19 protein-coding genes and 1 tRNA gene are annotated in these 21,954 nt (G+C 41.9%); 6 read left to right on the top strand and 14 right to left on the bottom strand.

Annotated elements, in window-relative coordinates:
• The first annotated feature begins 3 nt into the window (after positions 1 to 3).
• Positions 4 to 1,419 (top strand): glycoside hydrolase family 1 protein, encoded by a 1,416-nt coding sequence (locus AC1Z3S_RS04130; RefSeq protein WP_461739286.1) that lies wholly within the window; start codon positions 4 to 6, stop codon positions 1,417 to 1,419.
• A gap of 185 nt (positions 1,420 to 1,604) precedes the next feature.
• Here AC1Z3S_RS04130 and AC1Z3S_RS04125 read toward each other — a convergent pair whose 3' ends face one another.
• Genes AC1Z3S_RS04125 through AC1Z3S_RS04105 form a run of 5 tightly spaced genes read right to left on the bottom strand, consistent with a single transcriptional unit; the run spans position 1,605 to position 6,453 of the window.
• Positions 1,605 to 2,936: a glucosaminidase domain-containing protein gene (locus tag AC1Z3S_RS04125; RefSeq protein ID WP_461739285.1), complete on the bottom strand. Its 1,332-nt coding sequence runs from the start codon at positions 2,934 to 2,936 to the stop codon at positions 1,605 to 1,607.
• Between the two features lie 52 nt (positions 2,937 to 2,988).
• On the bottom strand, positions 2,989 to 3,360 hold the full coding sequence (locus tag AC1Z3S_RS04120) for a hypothetical protein (protein ID WP_461739284.1): 372 nt from the start codon (positions 3,358 to 3,360) through the stop codon (positions 2,989 to 2,991).
• Positions 3,361 to 3,363: 3 nt separating this feature from the next.
• Positions 3,364 to 3,861 carry a signal peptidase I gene (gene lepB / locus AC1Z3S_RS04115; RefSeq protein ID WP_461739283.1) on the bottom strand — a complete coding sequence of 166 codons (498 nt, stop codon included), beginning with the start codon at positions 3,859 to 3,861 and terminating at the stop codon, positions 3,364 to 3,366.
• Positions 3,862 to 3,873: 12 nt separating this feature from the next.
• Positions 3,874 to 5,184: a hypothetical protein gene (locus AC1Z3S_RS04110; RefSeq protein WP_461739282.1), complete on the bottom strand. Its 1,311-nt coding sequence runs from the start codon at positions 5,182 to 5,184 to the stop codon at positions 3,874 to 3,876.
• 42 nt (positions 5,185 to 5,226) lie between these two features.
• Positions 5,227 to 6,453, bottom strand: coding sequence for a hypothetical protein (locus tag AC1Z3S_RS04105; RefSeq protein WP_461739281.1), 1,227 nt, complete (start codon positions 6,451 to 6,453; stop codon positions 5,227 to 5,229).
• 534 nt (positions 6,454 to 6,987) lie between these two features.
• Here AC1Z3S_RS04105 and AC1Z3S_RS04100 point away from each other — a divergent pair.
• Positions 6,988 to 7,069: transfer RNA gene (locus tag AC1Z3S_RS04100), tRNA-Leu, on the top strand.
• Positions 7,070 to 7,384: 315 nt separating this feature from the next.
• Here the strand turns inward: AC1Z3S_RS04100 and AC1Z3S_RS04095 are convergent.
• Positions 7,385 to 7,636 (bottom strand): hypothetical protein, encoded by a 252-nt coding sequence (locus AC1Z3S_RS04095; protein ID WP_461739280.1) that lies wholly within the window; start codon positions 7,634 to 7,636, stop codon positions 7,385 to 7,387.
• Positions 7,637 to 7,780: 144 nt separating this feature from the next.
• Between AC1Z3S_RS04095 and AC1Z3S_RS04090 the strand changes: the two genes are divergently transcribed.
• A complete protein-coding gene (locus AC1Z3S_RS04090; protein WP_461739279.1) occupies positions 7,781 to 8,650 on the top strand; it encodes an aldo/keto reductase in 870 nt (289 codons plus the stop codon).
• 261 nt (positions 8,651 to 8,911) lie between these two features.
• On the opposite strand, the gene AC1Z3S_RS04085 is transcribed toward AC1Z3S_RS04090, so the two are convergent.
• From AC1Z3S_RS04085 to AC1Z3S_RS04075, 3 genes are read right to left on the bottom strand one after another with little or no spacing between them, the layout of a single operon-like run.
• A complete protein-coding gene (locus tag AC1Z3S_RS04085) occupies positions 8,912 to 10,222 on the bottom strand; it encodes a dihydrolipoyl dehydrogenase family protein (protein WP_461739278.1) in 1,311 nt (436 codons plus the stop codon).
• Positions 10,209 to 11,195 carry an ABC transporter ATP-binding protein gene (locus tag AC1Z3S_RS04080; RefSeq protein WP_461739277.1) on the bottom strand — a complete coding sequence of 329 codons (987 nt, stop codon included), beginning with the start codon at positions 11,193 to 11,195 and terminating at the stop codon, positions 10,209 to 10,211. Before AC1Z3S_RS04080 ends, AC1Z3S_RS04085 begins: the two co-directional genes overlap by 14 nt.
• 2 nt (positions 11,196 to 11,197) lie before the next feature.
• Complete coding sequence (locus tag AC1Z3S_RS04075; RefSeq protein ID WP_265455773.1) at positions 11,198 to 12,730, bottom strand: ABC transporter permease/substrate-binding protein; 1,533 nt, start codon at positions 12,728 to 12,730, stop codon at positions 11,198 to 11,200.
• A 311-nt stretch (positions 12,731 to 13,041) separates the two neighbouring features.
• Here AC1Z3S_RS04075 and ppdK point away from each other — a divergent pair, with 311 nt between their 5' ends.
• From ppdK to AC1Z3S_RS04060, 3 genes are all read left to right on the top strand, one after another.
• On the top strand, positions 13,042 to 15,648 hold the full coding sequence (gene ppdK, locus AC1Z3S_RS04070; protein ID WP_461739276.1) for a pyruvate, phosphate dikinase: 2,607 nt from the start codon (positions 13,042 to 13,044) through the stop codon (positions 15,646 to 15,648).
• Between the two features lie 231 nt (positions 15,649 to 15,879).
• A complete protein-coding gene (locus tag AC1Z3S_RS04065) occupies positions 15,880 to 16,422 on the top strand; it encodes an NUDIX hydrolase (protein ID WP_461739275.1) in 543 nt (180 codons plus the stop codon).
• Positions 16,423 to 16,517: 95 nt separating this feature from the next.
• Positions 16,518 to 17,723 carry an MFS transporter gene (locus AC1Z3S_RS04060; protein WP_461739274.1) on the top strand — a complete coding sequence of 402 codons (1,206 nt, stop codon included), beginning with the start codon at positions 16,518 to 16,520 and terminating at the stop codon, positions 17,721 to 17,723.
• A 72-nt stretch (positions 17,724 to 17,795) separates the two neighbouring features.
• Here the strand turns inward: AC1Z3S_RS04060 and AC1Z3S_RS04055 are convergent, their stop codons facing one another.
• From AC1Z3S_RS04055 to AC1Z3S_RS04035, 5 genes are read right to left on the bottom strand one after another with little or no spacing between them, the layout of a single operon-like run.
• Positions 17,796 to 18,455: a 3-oxoacid CoA-transferase subunit B gene (locus AC1Z3S_RS04055; RefSeq protein ID WP_461739273.1), complete on the bottom strand. Its 660-nt coding sequence runs from the start codon at positions 18,453 to 18,455 to the stop codon at positions 17,796 to 17,798.
• A complete protein-coding gene (locus AC1Z3S_RS04050) occupies positions 18,456 to 19,139 on the bottom strand; it encodes a CoA transferase subunit A (protein ID WP_265455779.1) in 684 nt (227 codons plus the stop codon). It lies immediately after the preceding gene.
• A gap of 9 nt (positions 19,140 to 19,148) precedes the next feature.
• Positions 19,149 to 20,327 (bottom strand): acetyl-CoA C-acetyltransferase, encoded by a 1,179-nt coding sequence (locus AC1Z3S_RS04045; RefSeq protein ID WP_461739272.1) that lies wholly within the window; start codon positions 20,325 to 20,327, stop codon positions 19,149 to 19,151.
• Between the two features lie 24 nt (positions 20,328 to 20,351).
• Complete coding sequence (locus AC1Z3S_RS04040) at positions 20,352 to 21,644, bottom strand: CitMHS family transporter (RefSeq protein WP_461739271.1); 1,293 nt, start codon at positions 21,642 to 21,644, stop codon at positions 20,352 to 20,354.
• 10 nt (positions 21,645 to 21,654) lie between these two features.
• Positions 21,655 to 21,954 (bottom strand): AtuA-related protein, encoded by a 300-nt coding sequence (locus AC1Z3S_RS04035; protein ID WP_461739270.1) that lies wholly within the window; start codon positions 21,952 to 21,954, stop codon positions 21,655 to 21,657.

Raw genomic sequence — 21,954 nt, 5'->3', positions numbered from 1 at the left:
GTTATGAACAAGCAACTTAAATTTCCGGAAAATTTTTGGTGGGGTTCAGCCTGGTCAGCAGAACAGGCTGAAGGCCGCGGAACCACCGGCAAAGCTGAAACCATTTGGGAGCGCTGGTTTAAAGAAGAACCCAATCGCTTTTATCAAGGCGTCAGTTCTGCCGTGACGGATGACCATCTCCATCGTTTCAAAGAAGATGTCGCATTGATGGTCGCAACGGGACATAATTCATTTCGAACTTCGATTTCTTGGGCTAGAATGTTTCCTGATGGCGGTACTGGAGAAGTCAATCCGCAAGCCATCACCTTTTATCGAGCATTATTTGCTGAAATGAAGTCCAATGGTATAAAAGTTTTTGCTAATTTATATCACTTCGACATGCCCGCTAAGCTACAGGACATCGGCGGCTGGGAATCCCGGGAAGTTGTGGCGGCTTATGTTCATTTCGCAGATACTTGTTTTAAAGAATTTGGTGATTTAGTTGAGCATTGGTTCACTTTTAATGAACCCCTTGGACCAATTTTAGGTGGTTATTTGGAGGACTTTCACTATCCAAACCTGATTGATTTTAAACGAGGTGCTCAAGCTGCTTTCTTTACAATCCTAGCTCATGCAAAGGCCATTGAAGCCTTCAAACACCACCAGCTTCCCAGTAAGATTGGCGTCATTTTAAACCTGAGCCCAACTTATCCTCGAAGTAAAAATGAAGCAGATGTCAAAGCTGCTGAGATTGCCGATTTGTTCTATACGAGAAGCTTTTTAGATCCGATGGTGAAAGGTGTTTTTCCAAGTAAGTTAGTTCAGCTGCTTGAAGAATACAATCAATTGCCACTTGATTTTCAACCAGCCGATTTCGACTGTATCAAAAATAATGTCGCCCAGATTTTAGGTTTGAATTATTATGAACCCCGCCGGGTAAAAGCCCGCTTGACCGCGATTAATGAAGCGGGCCCTTTTCTACCAGACTGGTTTTTTGAGCACCATATTATGCCCGGCCGGCGCATGAATGAATACCGAGGCTGGGAGATTTATCCTAAAGGCATTTTGGATCTCTGTCTGGATATTAAAAATAATTACGGAAATATCGAAGCCTTTATCTCAGAAAATGGCATGGGGGTTGCGGATGAGGAACGCTTTATGAATCAAGCGGGTCAGATTGAAGATACCTACCGCATTGATTATATTAAAGATCATCTAGCTTATGTCTGGTTGGCAATTGACGCCGGCTGTAATCTCAAAGGGTATCATCTCTGGACTTTTATTGACTGCTGGTCTTGGATTAATGCCTACAAAAATCGCTATGGCTTAGTTTCTCTAGATTTGGCCACGCAAAAGCGAACCATCAAACAAAGCGGCATTTTTTACAAAAATTTGAGTTCTGCAAATGGCTTCGAGTATGATACAGAAAATCTAAGCTAATTATCAAACTGAAGGATTTCAAAAAAATCAGTCACGCCCCTAGTGCAATTGCTTTAGGGAATGACTGATTTTTGTTTGGAAATTTTATTTAAAAATGTCTCTGCCTCTGACTAATTTCTTATTAAAAAACCACCTGACTCCATCTGATAGACAATGGTCTACAGAGAGAATCAGGTGATTTAAGTTTATCGATTAATTTTATTCCATGGTGAAAGACTACCTAAAATTTGGTTCGCTGGGCTTTGAATAATCGATTTAGTAATGACATCATTGGCTAAGCTATTGCCGGAAATTTTAGTGGCAGCAATCGTTGCCCCTTGGCTGCTTCGATTATTTGTTGAAATGCTGTTGACCTTTGTATTGCCAGAGAGCTGTGCTGAGTTGTTACTAGCTTCAGCGGACTCAGTAGCGGCGGAACTAGTTTCGCCAGCATTTGGTTTTTGATCGTAGTCAGTTAAATTATAGGCTTCAATCAACGCATTTAATTTCAAGTTATAGTTGGTATCCGTAGCGTAACGGCCAGTTAAAAAGGCGGTGACGTCTTGATAAGAGTCAGCATTGACCTTCCAAGTTTGGCTGTAGAAGGAACTGTTACCTTGAATTCCCCCCCGCAAAAGTTCAGCGTAATCTTCTAAAGATTGACGGTAGCTAGGATATTTTCTGAAGCTGGCTTGAATGGTATATAAAGTACCTGAGCCGTCATCTTCTTGGGTGTTAAAGCTGACACTTTCACCGTTGTAGCTGCCTTTAATCCCAAATAAATTAAAGTTTGGCTCTGATGATAGACGGCTATTCCCTGAGCCGGTTTCTAAAATGGCTTGGGCAATCATAACAGATGCATATAAATCAGCATTCCAAGCGATTTCTTGGGCATCTTTTCCGATGGCTTCAATAAATTCTGCCGTTGTTTTGTTGGCAGTGACAGAATAATTATAATTGCTTTCAACAGAACCGCTAGTTAATGGCGGTTGAATCGCTTGAATTACCTGCTGTTCGGCAGGTGTTGCCGTTGTTGTTTCCTCAGGAGCCGGTGTTGGCGTTGGTGTCGGCGTTTCTGTGTTGCCTCCTGCTGGATTTTCTGGTGCTGGTGTCGTCGAGCTATCGGTAGTCGATGAGTCATCAGTAGCCGTGCTTGAACTGGAGTCAGTCGTTTCAGACGGCTCAGTTGAAGAACTTTCTATCGGCGCTTCGCTACTTGAAGTGGATTCAGTTGGCTCGGTGCTGACGGAAGGCGCCGTTGTTGATTCTGTCACTGGCGGTGTTGTTGATTCGACAACCGGCTGTGAGCTTTCGGAAGTCTCTTCAACTATCACAGCAGAACTCTCTGAGCTGACAACATCAGCAATTTCCTGACTGTTGTCGCTAACAGTCGCACTCTCGCTGCTTTGCACAACTATTTCTGATTGCTCCTGAGCAGATGTTTCATTAAATAAATGGGACTGAAGATAAAAGGCGCCAGCGCTGACCAACACAGCACTGCAAATCAACAGACCATTGACAACTTTTTTATATTTCATTTTTCAGTGTTCCTCCCTAGCAGACTTGCATAAAACAGAGTCCCGTATTCCTCTAATATCTTTCTTTTTTACCTGAAACCGAAATCCTCTTGCGGGAACGATTCCCCCCACTGATTCGATTGCGGTTTGGATTCAAATTGCTTTTAAGCTTCACTGGTGCTTTGGCTTTTTCTTTACTGGGCTCGCTATCATCGCGATTCGCCATTCTTTCATAATTAAAGGCGTTAAAGCGGAGATAAAAGACCATTAACAAACAGAAAAGCAGGAAAAACAAGTGACTAATTGTGACATTATCCCGAAAAGGCGTGAGATAAAAGACAATCAACAGAATTAAAAATAATAACATAAAGACAAGCGAGGCAATAAAGTAAATTAATGTCAGTAGCTTGTATTGTTTTGTCAGTGCATCTTTGCTAAATTTCATTAACTATCCTCCAACAATTCCAATAATCTCCTCTTGGGAAACCAACCCAAAAATTCGACTATCTAAAGATATTTCCCGGTTATCCCCTAAAACTAAATAATAGTTGGCGGGAATTTCTTCAATCCCAAACAATTCTTTAAGGGAAAAATTATTCGTAATTGTCGAAAATGTATCACCGACTGGAAGACCGTTTATGTACAATTGCCCATCTGCATAATATACATTTTCACCTGGCAAACCAATTACCCGTTTGATATAGGTTTCCTCCTCATCCGTTGGGGGATGAAGAACGACAACATCAAACCGTTCCGGTTCACCGTGACTGGTGATTTGGACAATTTCATCACTTACTAACGTGGGTTCCATAGATTCGCCATGCACGATATACTTTGGAAAAATAAAACCATAAAGCAGCATACCGCAATTTGCCAGTAGTAATACTAGACCGGCGATTATTAAACTAATCATCAATTTTGACTTGTTTGCCACTTTATTTTCCAACATTAAGCTCCTTTAGTCAATATCAGCTCGATCTTCACTGGCGATTTTTTCTAAGATAATCGTTTCGCCCTGTAATAAATCGAAGTAAGCCGCTTTGCTGACTAGATTATCATAATCCATTTTCATGATTTTAACATGGGGTTTGCCGATGCCAAACCATGTTCTAGCGTGAACTTTAACCCGCTGTTCAATCATCTGCGATTCGTAAAGCGCAAAACTGATTTCGTTAGCGGAAAAATTATCTTTAATATGGTCTACTTGGCTGCGTTCATAAGTAATCCGGTCGCTAGAAACCGTCATTCTTTCAGAACGATTTAACATTTTACCATTCATCTGCCACATTTGTTCCAAGTATTTAGTTTTCTGAATCAGATAGGTGTATTCCCGTAAATCAATTTTAAGAATCTTATCCCAATCTTCATCTGCTTCGTCGGCTTCACCAAAATAGCTAATGCTATTAGCTATCAATGATTGTTCTAAGCGCTCAATCATCAGCTCCAATTTTTTATTAGTATTCTTCACCTTTTGACGGTTAAGTTTTTCGTGTTTCAGCCGATTTTGCAAATCCTCGACTTTTAAGGCTAGTTCTGGAAAAACTTCATCCTCAGTAAGCGAAAGCGTCTCGGTCAGGACCTCTGCCTCAGCTTCTTCCTCAAACTCTTCGTCGTCAGCTAACACTTCGTCGACTGCTTCTTCAAAGGCCTCATCGACTTCTACTTCAGCTAGTTCTTCTTCAAGGTCTTCGGGTTCTTCAAGTTGGTCAAGTTCTGCTTGTAGCTCCTCCAAGGAAATCATTTCCTCGCTGGAAGCCATATCACCGCTATTTTGAACCGCCTGTTGAATCTCACGAATCATCTCGGAAATTTTTTCCTCCACCAAAGCCATCGCCTTGCCGGAAACTGACGCAAACTGTTGAAGCACACTTTCTTGAAAATTAATCTCAAAAGGAAATAGTTTCTCCGTACTAGCCAACGGAACAAAAGATGCATAATAGAGATATTGCTGACGGCTTTCCGTCTCCTTCAAAAAAATCCAGGCGAATTGCGGAAAAGCTGCCTCCAGCTGCTGCCAAAGCTCTTGGGTCATTGACAGCGGCTGATCGGCAATAATTTCCACATGGTAGGTTGGATCTGTAAGTTGAAAAATATTTTGAAAATAGTCGCGAATCGCTTCATCTGAAGGCGCTCCTGTCAGCTGTTTGTTTTCAATCATCTGACGACAAGCTGCCGTTAAACTCTGAAACTTATCTTTTTCAATTATCGTTACTCCAACCGCCGGTGCTGGCGTTGGATAGATAGCGGTTTGAATCGTTTGATTTTTCAAGCTATCCTTCCTTTCCAATGGTTTGATTTGATTGTGAGAAGTTTAATCTAAATACTGATCAAATACTTCCATTGTTTCGCCTTTGATTTTAGCTAAAGTTTCTTTGAACTTGTTGATTTCATCTTCATATTCCTGCACCCGCGCTTGGGCTTCAGCAATCATCTGCTGAGCTTCCAGCTGGGCATCGGCAATAATCCGCTCACTCTCTGCTCTGGCGTCAAAAATCATATTTTCTTCTGCTTCAGATAATTTCGGAGCAACCGGTGTTGGTTGTTCCACAGCAACTACAGGCTCTGTTGATGTAATAACCGGTTCTTCAACTGCAGCAAATGCCGCATCCATTTCTTCAACGACAGCTGCCGCTTCAACTGTCGGCTCTATCACAGGTTCCGCCTCCACTGGAGTTGAAACTGGCTCTTGCAATGCTTGAGCTTCTTTTTCAGCCAACTGTTGCTGGAGTATTTCTACTGATTTAGCTAGCTCATCGTTTTTATTCGTAATCTCAGCTTGCAATTGTTTTTCCTGCTGGCTGATTGTTTCGGCCATTCGCGCGTATTCTTGATCTCTTTGGGACAGCTGTTCCTGCAGCTTGGAAACAATCGCTTCAAATTCTTGAGTGACCGCAGCTGGTGCTGGTTCTGGTGCAACAACCGGGGCCTTCTCCGCAAAGCTCGTTGCAATTCTAGTCACTTCTTCTTGTTTTAATTCTAATTGTTCCTTCAAACGAGCCACGGTTTCCTCTAAGCGATCAATTTCTGCTGTAGATTGCGGTTCTGCTGTTTCAGAATAATAAGCTTGATCAGGGGTTTCATAGCCAGACTGTTTTTTCTTAGGACTGGATTTAGGACTAGCTTTAGCTGCTGGTTTTTTCTTACGAACAGGTTCTTCATACTCTTCCTCTTCATCCTCATCATCCCAGTCATCGTCGTCTTCGTCTTCATCCCAATCGTCATCATCTTCGTCGTCCCAGTCCTCATCATCCTCGTCGTCATCGTCCCAGTCGTCGTCATCTTTTTTCTTACGACCAAAACCAAAGAAGCCGCGTTTTTTCTTTACTGGTTCGTCATCTTCATCGTCGTCCCAGTCGTCATCATCATCTTCATCGTCCCAGTCCTCATCGTCGTCATCATAATCCTCATCATCTTCGTCGTCCCAGTCTTCCTCGTCTTCGTCGTCCCAATCTTCTTCATCATATTCGTCATATTCATCTTCAAACTCTTCATCGTAACGACGTTTTTTATTTTTTTTGTTTTTCCCTTTACCAAACATAGTGATCCTCCAAGATTTTTAATTTTCTATTCATATATACAATAAGTTCTTTCCATAATTTCCCTTAAGAAAATGCTGATGTAAGCAATTATCTGAAAAATTGCTATATATATTAAATTATAGTATTAATCGGCTTTCTGGTCAATTTAATTATGAATTTTTCGGATATAAGAAAATGACTTATAAAAAAAGCAGAATAATAGCTTCTTCACTTAATCACAGGAAAATTATTAGTTACATAAAACAGGGATTTTCTCTGATAAACACTGAGTTTTTGCAGCATTTACCAACTTTAATCCACAATGATGATACTATGCTGACAGCTGAGCTTCTTGATAGCCAAAAACAACAGCAATCCTTTTGACGACAGTCCCTACTAATTATAACTTAGTTGCCGGACAATATTGGATATTAATGAAAAAAATAATAAAAAAAGTTTTTAATCGTTTTTTTAATCCCACTCATTTATTGACAAGGTAAAAAATTTTTAGTTGCTTTATTCGATATTTTGGACTATTCTATTGCTAGTCAAATGCGGAAGTGGCGGAATGGCAGACGCGCACGCTTCAGGCGCGTGTGAGCTTAGCTCGTGTGGGTTCAACTCCCATCTTCCGCATAAAAATCGATTGAGGGTGCCTGAAATTTCAGGCACCCTCATTTTTTTGTTTAAAAACACTACACGTACAACTTTCGGTAGTATAAAATTAATATGTCGAAACACTATTCACACTAAGAATCGCTAAACAATTTCAATTTGCGTTTCACAGCTTCAAATTGTCGAAACACTCGCACTTTTTCTTCAAATCTTACAAGACCCAGAGACTATTCAAACTGGTTCTGTGAATTATAATCTCAAAAAAACTTGACCTGCACTTTTTTGCTTCCACAGAGAGCTACCATACAGATAAAACAGATAAAAAATTTCCGTTTATTAGCTGATAATTCCTGCCACAAAAAAGACTAGTCCAAGCACCAGACAAGTGATGGCTGCGAGCTGTCGACGTTTAACTAATTTAGTATCCTTTTGACCAGCGCCGATTGGTACATTAATTATGCGAACAAAAAATTCCGTTTTTGTGAAATAAACCACTCCAGCTAATAGTAGCAAAAGAACCCCCGCCAAAAGAAGCAACACACGAGCTGACGGTAATCCAAGCTGTCCCAAATATAAAATATACTGCATTTTCACCACATCCTTTTAATATTTCTAGCTCCCTTTAATTATATCATGTCTATTGAAAAAAAATTTCAAACTTTCTACTTGCCTTAAATAAAGTCAGCTTTAAGTTGTATGATGGGTTTACAAACTTAGAAAGAAGGAATACAGATGTTAAATGAAACTTATACCTTAGCAAACGGCCTATCCATTCCTAAAATCGGTTTTGGAACTTGGATGATTGCCGATGAAAAGGTCGCTGACGATGTCAAAAACGCGATTGCAGTCGGTTATCGCCATATTGATACCGCTCAAGCCTATGCAAATGAAGTCGGAGTTGGAGCAGGCGTTAGAGATTCAGGCGTAGCAAGAGAAGACCTTTTTGTGACAACTAAACTCGCGGCTGAAATTAAAGATTATGATCAGGCAGTGGCTGCAATTGATGAGTCGTTAAAAAAATTAGACCTCGGTTACATTGATTTAATGATTATCCACAGTCCTAAGCCTTGGGCGGAATTCCAAAATGACGAAGAGCGCTTCTTTGAAGGCAATCTAGCAGCTTGGAAGGCTTTAGAAGAAGCCTATGAAGCAGGAAAAATCAAAGCGATTGGCGTTTCAAACTTTGAAGAAGCCGACCTGCAAAATCTTTTAGACCATGCCAAAATTAAACCGATGGTCAATCAAGTGCTGGCTCATATTGGCCACACACCTTTTGATGTTATTGAATTTTCGCAAAAACACGAAATCTTAGTAGAGGCTTATTCGCCAATTGCCCATGGCGAAATGATGAGCAATCCGCAAATTACTGAAATGGCCGCAAAATATGGCGTCTCTATTCCGCAATTAGCGATTCGCTATTGTTTGCAATTGAATCTGCTGCCATTGCCAAAAACTGAAAGTGTTGACCATATGAAAAACAATGCGGATGTTGCTTTTGAGATTTCAGCCGCAGACATGGCTATTTTAAAAGCCATCAATGACTTTGATTACGGCACCAACAGTGACATCCCCGTCTTTAAACGTGCATCAAAAAATAATTGAGGACTGCAACAAAGTCTCAAGATGGCTTTAGTTTTTAACTTGAAAAGCCAATTGCCTAACTCCCACAGCAAAGTTGCCAGAGTTGATTAGAACAATTGGCTTATCCTCCTTTCCAATTAGGTTTGGAGAGATATTGTAGAATAGTTTTTTAAACCTCAATCAGTTTTTTGACAAGTATCAAAACAACAGGAAAAAAATAAATTTGCACCGCCTCGTAAAGGGAGGCCGATGCAAATTTATTTTTTTATTTTAAATTCTTTTTTAAACTAAATACGCTAAATCACTGGCAACGGTTGGATAACCGATAATATAGTCCTTCATCGTATCATGGGAAATTTTTTGGTCGATAACCAGCGCTAGATAATTTATCAATTCATCGGCTTGACCACTTAAAGTCGTCGCCCCTACCAACTGGTTATTTTGATCAAAATAAAGTTTTGCTTTAGCAGTTGGTTCATTTAATCGTTGATAAGTAAACCAAGCAGTCAAATCCTGCTCTACCATTTTGATGCCGTTCCCCTCGTTGGTAACGCCAACTTTTGCTAGTTTAGGACTGCCATAGACAATTGTCGGAATTGTCGAGTAGCTGATAGGAGTTTGGTTGCCTAGCATAGCCGAGACTGCGTATTCACCTTCAAAAGTTGAAACCGGTGTTAAGCGTGGCTGTGTTTTTGCTAAGACATCTCCGCAGGCATAAATATTTTCAGCAGAAGTCTGCAAATAGTCATTGACGCTGATGCCTTTTTTTGAATACTCAACTTGAGCTGCCTCGAGATTTAACTCTTCGACATTAGGAATCCGACCAGTAGCACACAAGACAAAATCAGCCTCCAAATTTGTATCATCAGCTGAAAGGTGATAGCCCTCGGCCGTTTTTACTATTTTTTTGATATCTGTATCGTATATGAAGCGAATTCCCCGCTCCTTTAATTGAGCAACCATTTCATCAACTAATGCTGCATCAAATTCTTTTAATGGGCGGCGATTATGCAAAATAATCGTCACCTCTGAGCCGGCTGCATTGGCAATTGTTGCCAACTCAAAGGCAATATAGCCACCGCCGATAACGGCCATTCTTTTTGGCATGTGGGATAAAGCCAAAAAGTCGGTGCTATTGCTTAAATATTCTTGCCCATCCAAATTTAACAGATTAGCCCGCTGACCTGTCGCAATTAAAAATTGCGCAGCTTCAATCTCTTCTTCATTGACCGTGATGTGATTAGCATCTATAAAACGAGCTTGGCCATAAATAGTTGTAACACCGTAGTCGGCTAAGCCTTTTTGACGGCTTTCAGGCACCGGGTCGGTGAAGCTGCGTTTAAAGGCTTCAATCTCCTCCCAATTCATCGGTGCTAGTTCATTGAAACCTTTGCCGACCAATTGATTTACCCGATCACGGGCTTCCACGCCGGCAATTAGAATTTTTTTGGGATCACAGCCGCGATTTGGACAGGTGCCTCCCCAAAGGTCTTCTTCAATGATGGCGACTTTTTTGCCGGCATCCTTTAATTTATAAGCAGCGCTGAGACCAGCGACGCCGGAACCGATGACAACAGCATCAAACTTCAACATGGGTTTTTCCTCCTTTTTTTTGACTGAGGTATTGGAAAACATTTTTACTAGTTAAGTGACCAATCACTTGCTGCGTGTGATCAACAATTTGCAATTTTTCTGCATCGGCTAATAAAACATAGGCCTGATCTAACGTCTCACTCAAAGAGATTTTCGGCAATGGCAATGTATCAGCAGCCGTCGCCTCTTCGTAAAAGCCATCCTCTACCAACAATCCAATGGAGATAAAATCAGCTTGAATCTCACCCTCTTCTTCAAAAAAGGCTTCGATAAAATCAGACTCCGGATGAGCCAAAATTTGTTCCGGAGTATCGCATTGCAGCACTTTACCATCCCGCATCACGGCAATTCGGTCACCCAATTTTAACGCTTCTTTCATGTTATGGGTAACAAAGACAATCGTCGTTTTTAAATCTTGATGAATTTTCAAAACAAGCTCCTGTAAGGCTGTCCGAGAAATTGGATCTAAGGCGCTAAAGGGTTCATCCATCAAGATAACTTCTGGGCTGGCAGCCAGCGCCCGCAAAATACCAATCCGCTGTTGTTCCCCGCCGGATAATTCACTCGGCAGGCGGTGGCGATATTCTTCTGGGTCTAAATCCACCTGAGCCAATAATTGATCGACTCGGGCATGCCGTTTTTCCTTTTCCCAGCCTAACATTTCCGGGATAACTTCAATATTTTGGCGGACAGTCATTGTTGGAAAAAGCGCAATTTGTTGCAGCACATAGCCCATTTGCCAGCGCATTTTTTTGATGTCGTAGTCTTTAATCCGCTGTTCTTTAAAGTAAACATTGCCATCAGTCGGCACTGTTAAACCGTTAATCATTTTCATCGTGGTGGTCTTTCCGCTCCCGGAAGGACCTACCATTACAAAAATTTCACCTTTATTAATTGTCAGATTTAAATTTTCAATGACGCGATTACCATTAAATTCTTTGCTGACCTCTTTAAACTCAATTATTTTTTCCATTTTTATTCCTCCAACAAGCCTTGATCTACTAAAAAGTCGTGGGCCACATCGGCAGGATCGGCACCTTCTACATTGACCTGATAATTCATATTACTCATCTGTTCCTCTGTAATCAGCCCTTGCAATTTATTTAAAGCCGTCACCACTTCCGGATGTTCGTCGGCAAAGCTAGTCTTCATCAACGGTGCCCCTTGATATGGCGGGAATAAGGCCCGGTCATCTTGTAAGACTACTAAATCATATTGCGCAATTTCACTATCTGTCGAATAAGCATCCAACAAATTAATATCGCCATTATTAATCGCTTGGTACCGCAACGCAGGCTCCATACTTTGCACACTTGGGAAGTTCAAGCCGTACAATTCTTGAATGCCTTTATAGCCGTCTTCCCGGTCGATAAACTCTAAAGTGAAACCGGCTTTGATTTGATCTTGGACCTTCATCAAATCAGAAATTGTCGTAATATCATTGGCTTCAGCAAAGTCTTTTTTGACCGCTAAGGCATAGGTATTTTGGTAAGCCATCGGTTCTAAGAAACTCATTTGGAATTGTTCATCCAATAATTTCTTGGCCTCGGTATAAGTATCCTCAGCAGAGAATTTCACCCCTTGGTCATCTTCGGGCAAGGTGACTAAGCTTTCTAAAACTGTTCCAGTAAATTCTGGATAAATATCAATTTGATCATTTTCCAGTGCACTAAATAAGAAACTCGTTTTCCCAAAGTTTTCTTTTAATTCAACATTTGCATCTGGATCTTCTTGTTCAATTAGTTCCTTATACATATTGATTAAAATATCTGGTTCTGCACCTAATTTCCCGGCAATCGTGATGGTGTCCTTTGCAAAAAAGCCACTTTGATAAACGGAGAAGCCACCAAAAATTAAGACCAAGACAGCTAAAGTAAGCACAGTAAATTTTGGTTTCAAATACTGCATCAATTTGATTAGACCAGAGAAAATAATTGCCAGTAAAGCCGAACAAATCGCACCAATTAAAGTTAATGTCGGATCGTTACGATCAATCCCTAACATGATAAATGTTCCGAGACCGCCAGCTCCGATTAAGGCTGCCAATGTGGCTGTTCCGATAATTAAAACCAGTGCTGTCCGAATACCCGAAACAATCACCGGTAAAGCAATCGGTAGTTCAACTTTAATCAAACGGCGCATCCGCGACATCCCAAAGGCTGTTGCCGCTTCTTCAATTGAAGGATCAATTTCTGAAAGACCAATATAAGTATTTTGAAAAATTGGCAAAAGCGCATAGACTACTAGCGCAATCAACGCTGGCGCTGTCCCAATCCCGACAAAAGGAATTAGTAATCCTAATAAAGCGAGTGACGGAATAGTTTGCAGCACGCTGGTAATTTGCAACATCACTTCCGCCATTCGTTTATGGTTGGCCAGCCAAATGGCCAACGGCACCGCAATCAAAATTGCAATCAACAAGGCAATAATCGAAATCGATAAATGCTGGAAGGTGGCGGTTAATAAATCGTCCTTCCGTTCTAAAAACGTAGAAATTAAATTGTCCATAATAAACTTAACCCATTCCTCTTTTAAATTTATTTTAAGTATAGCGAAAGCCCCCTTTTCCACCAAGCAGGTTGACTTGCTTCAGAGAAAAGAGCTAAAGATGGATATTTTTGAGAAAGCGGTAGAAGCCCATCTTCGCCGACTAACTTTACAATGCGCCACTTCTCTTCATTTTTTTAAATAAAAATAAATTTTTGACTTTCCGCTGCTAGAAAATGTTTTTTATTAGAGTATACTATTGACATTTATTATGTCATACTATATATTTTTTTTAGATTGATAAGAACATCACATTAAAAGGAGAGCAGTAGATGAGCAAACTTATTTATGATTTTTCAGAGGGTACAAAGGAAGATTTGGACTTATTAGGCGGTAAAGGAGCAAACTTAGCGGAGATGACCAGCTTAGAATTACCCGTGCCTTTTGGCTTCACCATCACCACTGGCGCCTGCATGGATTATTTAGATACCCTTTGCCTTTCCCAAAACTTACTGGAGACAATCAAACAGTATGTCACATTACTGGAAAATAAAACAAATAAACAATTTGGTGCTACTCGCAATCCCCTCTTGGTGTCAGTCCGCAGCGGGTCAAAATTTTCGATGCCCGGCATGATGGACACTATTTTAAATTTAGGTTTAAACGACCAAACCGTGGTAGCTTTGGCAACAGCTACCGACAATCCGGCCTTTGCCTATGATTGCTACCGTCGGCTAATTCAAATGTATGCCGATGTTGTCAAAGGCGTTGACCGCAGTTATTTTGAAAATTATTTAGACCATTACAAAAAAGAACATGATTATACAGAAGATAATCAATTAACAGGGGCTGACTGGCAGCGGGTCACAGAAGCCTATCAGTTAATTTATATGGAACATATTAAAGAAAAATTTCCACAAGATCCTTTTGAGCAATTAACCGCAGCGGTGCAGGCAGTTTTTGCCTCTTGGAATAATCCTCGAGCCAAAACCTATCGCCGGCTGCATCAAATTTCTGATGATTTGGGTACTGCCGTCAATATCCAAGCGATGGTCTTTGGCAATACTGGCGACCAAAGCGGCACAGGCGTGGCCTTCACCCGCAATCCCGCAACAGGCGAGACTGGTATTTTTGGAGAATATTTAATCAACGCTCAAGGAGAAGATGTCGTTGCGGGGATTCGAACCCCTAAAGAAATCAGTCAGCTACAAACAGAGCAGCCCGAGGTCTATCAACAATTTGAAAAAATTTGTACAATTTTAGAAGACCATAATCGGGATATGCAGGATATCGAATTCACGATTGAAAATGGTGAATTATTTATTTTGCAAACTAGAAACGGTAAGCGGACTGCCAAAGCCGCCATGAAAATTGCGATTGATTTAGCTGAAAGCGGAGCAATTACAAAACAAGAGGCCTTGAATCGAATTACGCCAGAAATGATTAATCAATCTCTCCATCCTGTGTTCGATGAAGAAGCCTTAAAAACTGCCGAGCCATTAGTCAGCGGTTTGCCAGCAAGTCCCGGTGCTGCTACCGGAAAAATTTATTTCACAGCAGCAGCGGCGAAGGATGCCCATGACGCCGGTGAAAAAGTTATTTTGCTGCGGCAAGACACTTCCCCAGAAGATATTGAGGGCATGGTGGTCAGTGAAGCCATCGTCACATCCAGAGGCGGCATGACTTCCCACGCGGCCGTGGTCGCCCGTGGAATGGGGACCTGCTGTATTGTGGGCTGTGAGGCCTTAGAGGTGGATGAATTTATGAAACGGGCCAAAACCGGTGACGTTGTTTTAGAAGAAGGCGACGTTATTTCCGTGAACGGCAGCAGCGGCAAAGTTTATCTCGGCAAAATCCCGACAACCTTAGACAATGATTTTTCAAAATTATCGAAGATTTTGGAATGGGGCTTAACGCTTGGCGATTTAAAAGTGCGCGCCAACGCTGAAACTGCTGAAGATATTCAGACAGCTTTAAAATTTGGCGCTGCCGGCATCGGCTTAGCCCGCACTGAGCACATGTTTTTCGGCGAAGAGCGCATTTGGGAAATGCGCAAAATGATTTTAGCTGATACTAAAGCCAGCCGTGAACAGGCTTTAGCTAATTTAGAAGTCTTTCAGATTCAAGATTTCCGGGAAATTTTTAGTTTGACGGCTGGCCTGCCCTGCACCATTCGCCTGTTAGATCCGCCATTGCACGAATTTGTGCCAAAGGAAGAAGACTTGAAACGGGCCGCTACTGAAACCCGTAAAAGTCTAAGCGATATTCGCCAGCGGATTGCTGAATTAGAAGAGGTCAACCCAATGCTCGGTCATCGAGGTTGTCGTCTGGGGGTTACCTACCCCGAGATTTATGAGATGCAGACTAGAGCGATTATCAAAGCCGCTCTAGAAATTTCTCAGACGCAAAACATTCAGGTGATTCCAGAAATTATGCTGCCGTTGATCAGTGAGAAAGGTGAGTTGGATTTTCTGCGGGAGGTTTTAGAAAAAACGATTCAGGAAGTCTTTGACGAATATAATTTTGCGACGCCGTATAAAATCGGCTCGATGCTAGAAATTCCTCGGGCTTGCTTGACAGCGGATCAGCTAGCAGAAAACAGCGACTTCTTTAGCTTTGGTACAAACGATTTGACCCAGCTAACTTACGGTTTTTCTCGGGATGATTCTGTTAAATTTATTCCCGAGTACATGGAAAAACATATTTTAGCTAATGACCCGTATCAACATTTAGATACGCAGGGGGTTGGTGAGTTGATGCGTACGGCGGTGAATAAAGTCAAACCGCTGAATCAAAAAATTTCTTTTGGCGTCTGCGGAGAAGTCGGTGGTGATCCTGCTTCAATCACCTTTTTAAGAGAAATCGGCGTCGATTACGTTTCTTGTTCTCCTTATCGGATTCCCGCTGCTATTTTGGCAGTCGCCCAAAGTAGCGTTTAATTTATAGCAACAGGAGTTTGAAGAGGTTGTATAATTAGTCTTTTAGCAGATTAAAAACCAAACTATATTGTATTTGCTCTTCGGTCCATTAGGTCCTCGGCGCAAATCAGCAATATTTAGTGATTTTACTAGATGTTGTTTGTAAAGTTCGGTTCTGCTTTAACTAATTACACAGCCTCTTCATTCTTTTTGCTATGATAAAGGAAAAAGTTTTCTAAAAGGAGTTTTATGATGTCACTCTTTCACCGTCAGCACCGTAAGATTATTTTAGAAAATCCTTGGTATAATCTTTATCTCGATGCTATCACCCAGGAGAGAACCGGACAAAAGTTGAATTATTATGTCATTGATGTCCCCAACGAATCTGTGGCGGGAATTATTTTAAACCCTCGCCAAGAAATTTTATTTGTGGCAGTGCCCCGATATTTACTAGACACTCTTAGCTGGGAAATTCCCGCTGGCAGTCTTGAAGCCGCTGAAACTCCCGAAACAGCATTGGCAAGGGAATGTCTGGAGGAAACCGGCTATCAAGTAACAATCACTGAAAAACTCTATGAGTATTATCCTAGTAATAGCATCACCAACCAAAAATTTGCGATTTATTTAGGCTATTTACAAGAAGAACTACCGCAAAAAGTCTTTGACCAAAATGAAGTGCAACAAGTCGAATGGCTGACTCTGACCAAGGTCAGAGAATTAATTCAACAAAATACGATTACTGATGGGCTGACCCTGACCGCCTTATTACTCTATTTGCAATATTTGACTGAATAAATCTGCATTTTTTGTGCAACATGCAATTGAGTTTTTCTTGCGACTACCTTAAAATAACTTTATTAACAAAATTTATAAAGTTATTGGAGACTGCTATGAAAAATTATCAAAAAACTCTCTACGCTTGTTTCACAGGCTATATTGTTCAGGCTATTTTAAATAATTTTATTCCCTTATTGTTTTTGACCTTCCGCAGTCAATACGGAATTTCTCTGACCCAGATTTCATTGCTGATTTCAGGAAATTTCTTATTGCAGCTGGCAGTGGACTTTGCGGCAATCTTTTTTGTCGACCGGATTGGTTATCGGTTTTCGATTGTCTTAGCCCATCTGTTTGCCTTTATCGGCTTAGGAAGCTTGGCCATTTTACCCAATATACTGCCAGATCCATTTATTGGCTTATTATTATCCGTTTTAATTTATGCGATTGGTGGCGGTCTATTAGAAGTCTTAGTCAGCCCAATTGTTGAAGCCTGTCCGACTGACAATAAAGAAAAAGCCATGAGTCTGCTCCACTCCTTTTACTGCTGGGGTTATGTTGCCGTGGTTTTAGTCTCGACAATTTTCTTTGCGATTTTCGGCATTGCCAATTGGCCGATATTAGCAGTGATATGGGCCTTAATTCCTCTAGCAAATATGTTTATTTTCACCAAAGTACCGTTGGCTCCAGTTGTGCCTGAGGGCGAAGTCAGCTTAAGCAACCGGCAGCTTTTTGGTTTGAAAAGTTTTTGGCTCTTTTTGGTGATGATGGTAGCCGCCGGAGCCAGCGAGCAATCCATCAGTCAGTGGGCCTCGACTTTTGCCGAGCAGGCCTTAGGTGTCTCCAAAGCTCTCGGAGATTTGGCTGGCCCAATGCTTTTTGCAATTATGATGGGACTTTCCCGTTTACTCTATGGAAAATATGGTGAAAAAATCCAATTAAATAAATTTATGCAGGCGAGCGGCTTTCTCTGTCTAGCAGCCTACTTGCTCGTTGGACTAAGCGGTAATCCTATATTTGGTTTTATCGGCTGCGCTTTAAGCGGCTTTTCGGTTGGCATTTTATGGCCGGGAACCTTTAGTCTTTCTTCTAAATATATTCGTAACGGTGGGACAGCGATGTTTGCCTACCTGGCTTTAGCCGGGGATTTGGGTTGTTCGATTGGACCGGCGCTAGTGGGAACCGTTGCCCAAAATTCTGGTAATTCATTACAGGCAGGGATTCTTAGCGGCAGTATTTTCCCACTCATGCTAGTTGCCTGTGTCTTTTTAGTTGGTGTGATGAGTCGTAGGCGGGCTAGTGTTGTGTTGAAAAAGGTTTAAAATTTTCTACAAAAAAAGATTTACCTAACGTTGCCGGAAACATCTCAGGCAAGGCTGGGTAAATCTTTTTCTTTAGCTGATGGCGGTCAGCTTATTTTTTAAAGCCACCGTAAAATGGGCTGCTGTTTTTTCTTGAATTTCCTCTAAACTGGAATTGTCATTGATTTCTGTTAAAGTCAGTGCTCCGTTTATAAATTCAAACACCGCTAATTCGGTGACAATCATATTAACACAATTCATTCCCGTTAAAGGTAAAGTACAATCAGTTAAAATTTTGACTTTTCCCTTTGCGGTATGTTCCATGGCTACGATGACTTTTTTGGCACCGGAAACTAAATCCATGGCCCCGCCCATGCCCGGCACCATTTTTCCGGGGATAATCCAATTGGCAAGATTGGCTTTTTCATCCACTTGTAATGCGCCTAAGACGGTAAAATCAACGTGACCGCCACGGATTAAGGCGAATGATGTGGCGGAATCAACAAAGGCTGCTGCTTGAGAAATTTGTGCCGGTTGACCACCAGCGTCGGTGACATAGGCTGGATCAAAATCGCCAGTATTGCCGGCACCGACAATGCCATTTTCCGTTTGAATCGTCACGTCGACACCCTCAGGTAAAAAACTAGGAATCAGCGTCGGCAGTCCAATGCCTAAATTCACCAGAGCACCATCAATAAATTCTTCTGCCACTCTTTTGGCGATAATTTGTTTTGTTGTCAATTGCTTTTCCATTTAGCTCACCTTCTTTGCTGTGACAAAATCTACTAGAACTCCCGGCGTCACGATATTTTCTGGCTCAATCGCAGACACGAGATGATCTGCTTCAACGATTACTGTTTCTGCTGCTAAAGCCATCAGCGGGCCAAAGGTTCTCGTCGTTCCTCGATACCAGACATTGCCGCTTTCATCTACTTGAAAGCCGCTGATTAAAGCGATATCCGCTTTTAAAGGCCGTTGAATTAAATATTGTTTGCCATCTATTTCCGTTTTACCGATGGTATAACTTTGATCTTCAACGATTGTGCCCACGCCTGTTGGAGTAATGATTCCCCCAAGACCGGCACCGCCTGCGCGAATCATTTCGGCTAGAGAACCTTGTGGAATTAAAATAACCTCCAGCTCACCAGCGTTCATCTGCTGCGCCACTTCAGGATTTAAGCCAACATGAGATGCAATTAAAGTTTTAACCTGATGATTATGAATCAGCTTCGCAATGCCGTAAAAGTCCTCCCCTTGAGGGCCAACGGGCATTGAAGCGTCATTGGCAATCACGGTTAAATCTTTAACTCCACTAGCTGCCAACGCTTCAATAATTTTATGGGGGTTGCCACAGCCCATAAAACCGTTAATCATCAGCGTGGCACCGCTAGGAATTTTTGCCACGACTTCTGCAATCGAAATTTGTTTATTTTTCATTCGTTTCACCTAAACCTTTTCTACAATCAGAGCCGTTCCCATGCCACCACCGATACATAAAGTGGCCAAGCCTTTTTTAGCCTCAGGTCGTTTTTGCATTTCATGCAGGAGGGTCACAACAATTCTGGCTCCTGATGCGCCGATTGGATGACCAAGGGCAATTGCACCCCCGTTGACATTGGTGATTTCCGGATTGATTTTTAATTCCTGTAAATCAGCTAACGCCTGCGCTGCAAAAGCTTCATTTGCTTCGACTAAATCTAAATCAGCCACCGTCAGGCCAGCTTTTTTCAAAGCATTTTTAGTGGCCGGTACCGGTCCCATGCCCATAATAGAAGGGTCGACGCCCCCTTGCCCCCAGCTGATAATTTTTGCCAACGGTTTAAGTCCGTGGGCTTCGACGGCTTCTTTTGAAGCAATGATTAAAGCTGCTGCACCGTCATTAATGCCAGAAGCGTTGCCGGCGGTCACCTTGCCATCTTTTTTAAAGGCTGGCTTTAGACTGGCTAATTTTTCGGCTGTTGTTTTGCGAGGGTGCTCATCAGTATCGACGACAATTGTTTCCCGTCGATTTTTCACAGTTATCGGAACAATTTCATCTTTGAAACGACCAGCTTCAATCGCCGCAAACGCTTTGTTTTGTGAATTAAGGGCAAAATCATCCATTGCCTTTCTGGAGAGCTGCCATTGTTCCGCAATATTTTCTGCGGTGATACCCATGTGATAATCATTGAAGGCATCCCAGAGACCATCATGAATCATTGTATCGACAAGCTCCGTATTTCCCATCCGGGCACCAAAGCGGGCTGTTTCTGAAACGTAGGGCGCATTACTCATGCTTTCTGCGCCACCAGCGACAACAATTTGATTATCGCCAGCTAAGATTGAACGCAGGCCTTCGATAATTGTTTTCATACCGGAACCGCAGACCATATTAATTGTGGTCGCCGGTACTTCTACCGGCAGGCCGGCTTTGATGGCAATTTGTCGTGCGACATTTTGCCCTTGTCCCGCTTGTAAAGTTGCGCCGAAAAAGACTTCATCGACAGCCTCAACTGGCACCTGACTTTTTTCTAAAACTTTTTCAAGAACAGCCGTCCCTAAATCAACGGTTTTTAAACTGCTTAACGCACCGCCGAAAGATCCGATGGGGCTGCGTAAAGCTGCTACAATATAAACTTCAGTCATCTAAATTTCTCCTTTACGTGCCAATTAAATGGCACCAGTGATAAGTCCTGATACTAAGATAATGATTGAGACCAGATAGGCCCATGGAATGGTTTTTCGCTGATGTTCCCCAAGGTCGATACCAACTAAACCTATCAATAAGAAAGTCGCTGGTGTTAATGGGCTAATTGGAAAACCAGTCGTCATTTGACCGACAATCGCCGCATGACCGACGCTTAACGGATCAACGCCAACTTGAGCGGCGGTTGATGCCAAGACTGGTAAAATTCCGAAGTAAAAGGAATCTGGGTCAAAGAGTAAACTCATCGGCATCGCTAAAATTCCGACAACTAACGGCAGAGAACCGGCCATTGAAGCAGGCACGATTGAAACTAAACCATCCGCCATCGCTGTAATCATGCCACTGTTGGTCATGATACCAGTAAAGGAACCGGCCGCAAATAAAACGCTGGCCATCGTCAAAGCTTCATTGCCATGAGCTTTAATTCGTTGATTTTGTTCAGCCGGTGTGCGGTAGTTCACTAATAAAGCTAAACAGAAGGCAATCATAAAGACAGTTGCCGGCGGTAACACGCCAGAAATAATGGTAGCAATCGCAACGATAATTAAAATCAAGTTAGGAATAAACATTTTAGGCCGAGCAAATTCACTAGCCGTTGAAAATTCTGTGTGGTCAAATTCAATTTCTTCAAAGCCACCTTCTGCAATTAAGCGGCGTTTTTCCCGCAGGCCTAAATAACCAGAAATTACAATGGCCGCAACCATCCCGATACACACTGGGATAAACATCGTACCGTAAAAACTCATCGGCGAGTCAGCTTCTAAAGCGCTCGCTGCCCGGATGACCGGTCCACTCCAAGGTAAAATATTGGCACCGGCTGCAATTGCGACAATTGTCGCTAATGTTGAACGGCGCATGTTTAATTTTTCAAAAATTGGTAAGAAGGCTGGTACTACAACTAAGAAAGTCACGGCGCCTGAGCCATCCAAGTGAATAAACATGGCTAAAATGGCCATGCCGACTGCAATTTTTACGGGATCTTTTCCCACCACCTTCAAAATTCCCCGGATAATCGGGTCAAAGGTGCCTGCGTCATTTAAAACTCCAAAGAATAAGACCGCAAAGATAAACATAACACCGGTGCCGGAAATAGATTGAATCCCATCCAGCATAAACGCGCCGAGTTGCGGGCCGAAGCCCGCAAACAGCGCTGTTAGAACCGGTACGATAATTAAAGCCATAACTGGAATCATTTTTTTGCTCATGATTAACAGTAATAAGACGACAATTGTAATTATTCCCCAAATTGCTAACATAAGGAACCTCCTAAATATCCATTTCTAATAAAGCACTGCTGAGGGCTTTACCGTGGGTATCAACTGCCAGCGAACGAGTGACTCCGCCCCCCAAGGTATTGTCTAAAACAAAATTCAAAGCGTTTAATTGCGGTAATTCATAACGATCGACTTTGGTTGTGCCAAATTCACTAAACCATTCCATAACTTTTTCACTCGTCACCGCGGCTTTAATCACTTCATAATTTTTTTCTTCATAGGCAATCAAAGAAATTGTCGAAATATTTCCCTTGTCACCAGTTCTTGAGTGTGCAATATTATATAATTTCAT

Source organism: Enterococcus sp. LJL90, from assembly GCF_056924355.1.
Note: the sequence above shows the minus strand (reverse complement) of the source record. Positions and strands in the feature narration are given on the sequence as shown.

What these genes read in the sequence shown, in the direction of transcription:
- AC1Z3S_RS04075 (WP_265455773.1), bottom strand. Translation starts at nt 12,730, where the DNA reads ATGGACAATTTAATTTCTACGTTTTTAGAACGGAAGGACGATTTATTA.
- AC1Z3S_RS04050 (WP_265455779.1), bottom strand. Translation starts at nt 19,139, where the DNA reads ATGAAAAATAAACAAATTTCGATTGCAGAAGTCGTGGCAAAAATTCCT.
- AC1Z3S_RS04095 (WP_461739280.1), bottom strand. Translation starts at nt 7,636, where the DNA reads ATGCAGTATATTTTATATTTGGGACAGCTTGGATTACCGTCAGCTCGT.
- AC1Z3S_RS04085 (WP_461739278.1), bottom strand. Translation starts at nt 10,222, where the DNA reads ATGTTGAAGTTTGATGCTGTTGTCATCGGTTCCGGCGTCGCTGGTCTC.
- AC1Z3S_RS04105 (WP_461739281.1), bottom strand. Translation starts at nt 6,453, where the DNA reads ATGTTTGGTAAAGGGAAAAACAAAAAAAATAAAAAACGTCGTTACGAT.
- AC1Z3S_RS04035 (WP_461739270.1), bottom strand. Translation starts at nt 21,954, where the DNA reads ATGAAATTATATAATATTGCACACTCAAGAACTGGTGACAAGGGAAAT.
- AC1Z3S_RS04040 (WP_461739271.1), bottom strand. Translation starts at nt 21,644, where the DNA reads ATGTTAGCAATTTGGGGAATAATTACAATTGTCGTCTTATTACTGTTA.
- AC1Z3S_RS04130 (WP_461739286.1), top strand. Translation starts at nt 4, where the DNA reads ATGAACAAGCAACTTAAATTTCCGGAAAATTTTTGGTGGGGTTCAGCC.
- AC1Z3S_RS04080 (WP_461739277.1), bottom strand. Translation starts at nt 11,195, where the DNA reads ATGGAAAAAATAATTGAGTTTAAAGAGGTCAGCAAAGAATTTAATGGT.
- AC1Z3S_RS04060 (WP_461739274.1), top strand. Translation starts at nt 16,518, where the DNA reads ATGAAAAATTATCAAAAAACTCTCTACGCTTGTTTCACAGGCTATATT.
- AC1Z3S_RS04125 (WP_461739285.1), bottom strand. Translation starts at nt 2,936, where the DNA reads ATGAAATATAAAAAAGTTGTCAATGGTCTGTTGATTTGCAGTGCTGTG.
- AC1Z3S_RS04090 (WP_461739279.1), top strand. Translation starts at nt 7,781, where the DNA reads ATGTTAAATGAAACTTATACCTTAGCAAACGGCCTATCCATTCCTAAA.
- AC1Z3S_RS04120 (WP_461739284.1), bottom strand. Translation starts at nt 3,360, where the DNA reads ATGAAATTTAGCAAAGATGCACTGACAAAACAATACAAGCTACTGACA.
- AC1Z3S_RS04045 (WP_461739272.1), bottom strand. Translation starts at nt 20,327, where the DNA reads ATGACTGAAGTTTATATTGTAGCAGCTTTACGCAGCCCCATCGGATCT.
- ppdK (WP_461739276.1), top strand. Translation starts at nt 13,042, where the DNA reads ATGAGCAAACTTATTTATGATTTTTCAGAGGGTACAAAGGAAGATTTG.
- AC1Z3S_RS04065 (WP_461739275.1), top strand. Translation starts at nt 15,880, where the DNA reads ATGTCACTCTTTCACCGTCAGCACCGTAAGATTATTTTAGAAAATCCT.
- AC1Z3S_RS04055 (WP_461739273.1), bottom strand. Translation starts at nt 18,455, where the DNA reads ATGGAAAAGCAATTGACAACAAAACAAATTATCGCCAAAAGAGTGGCA.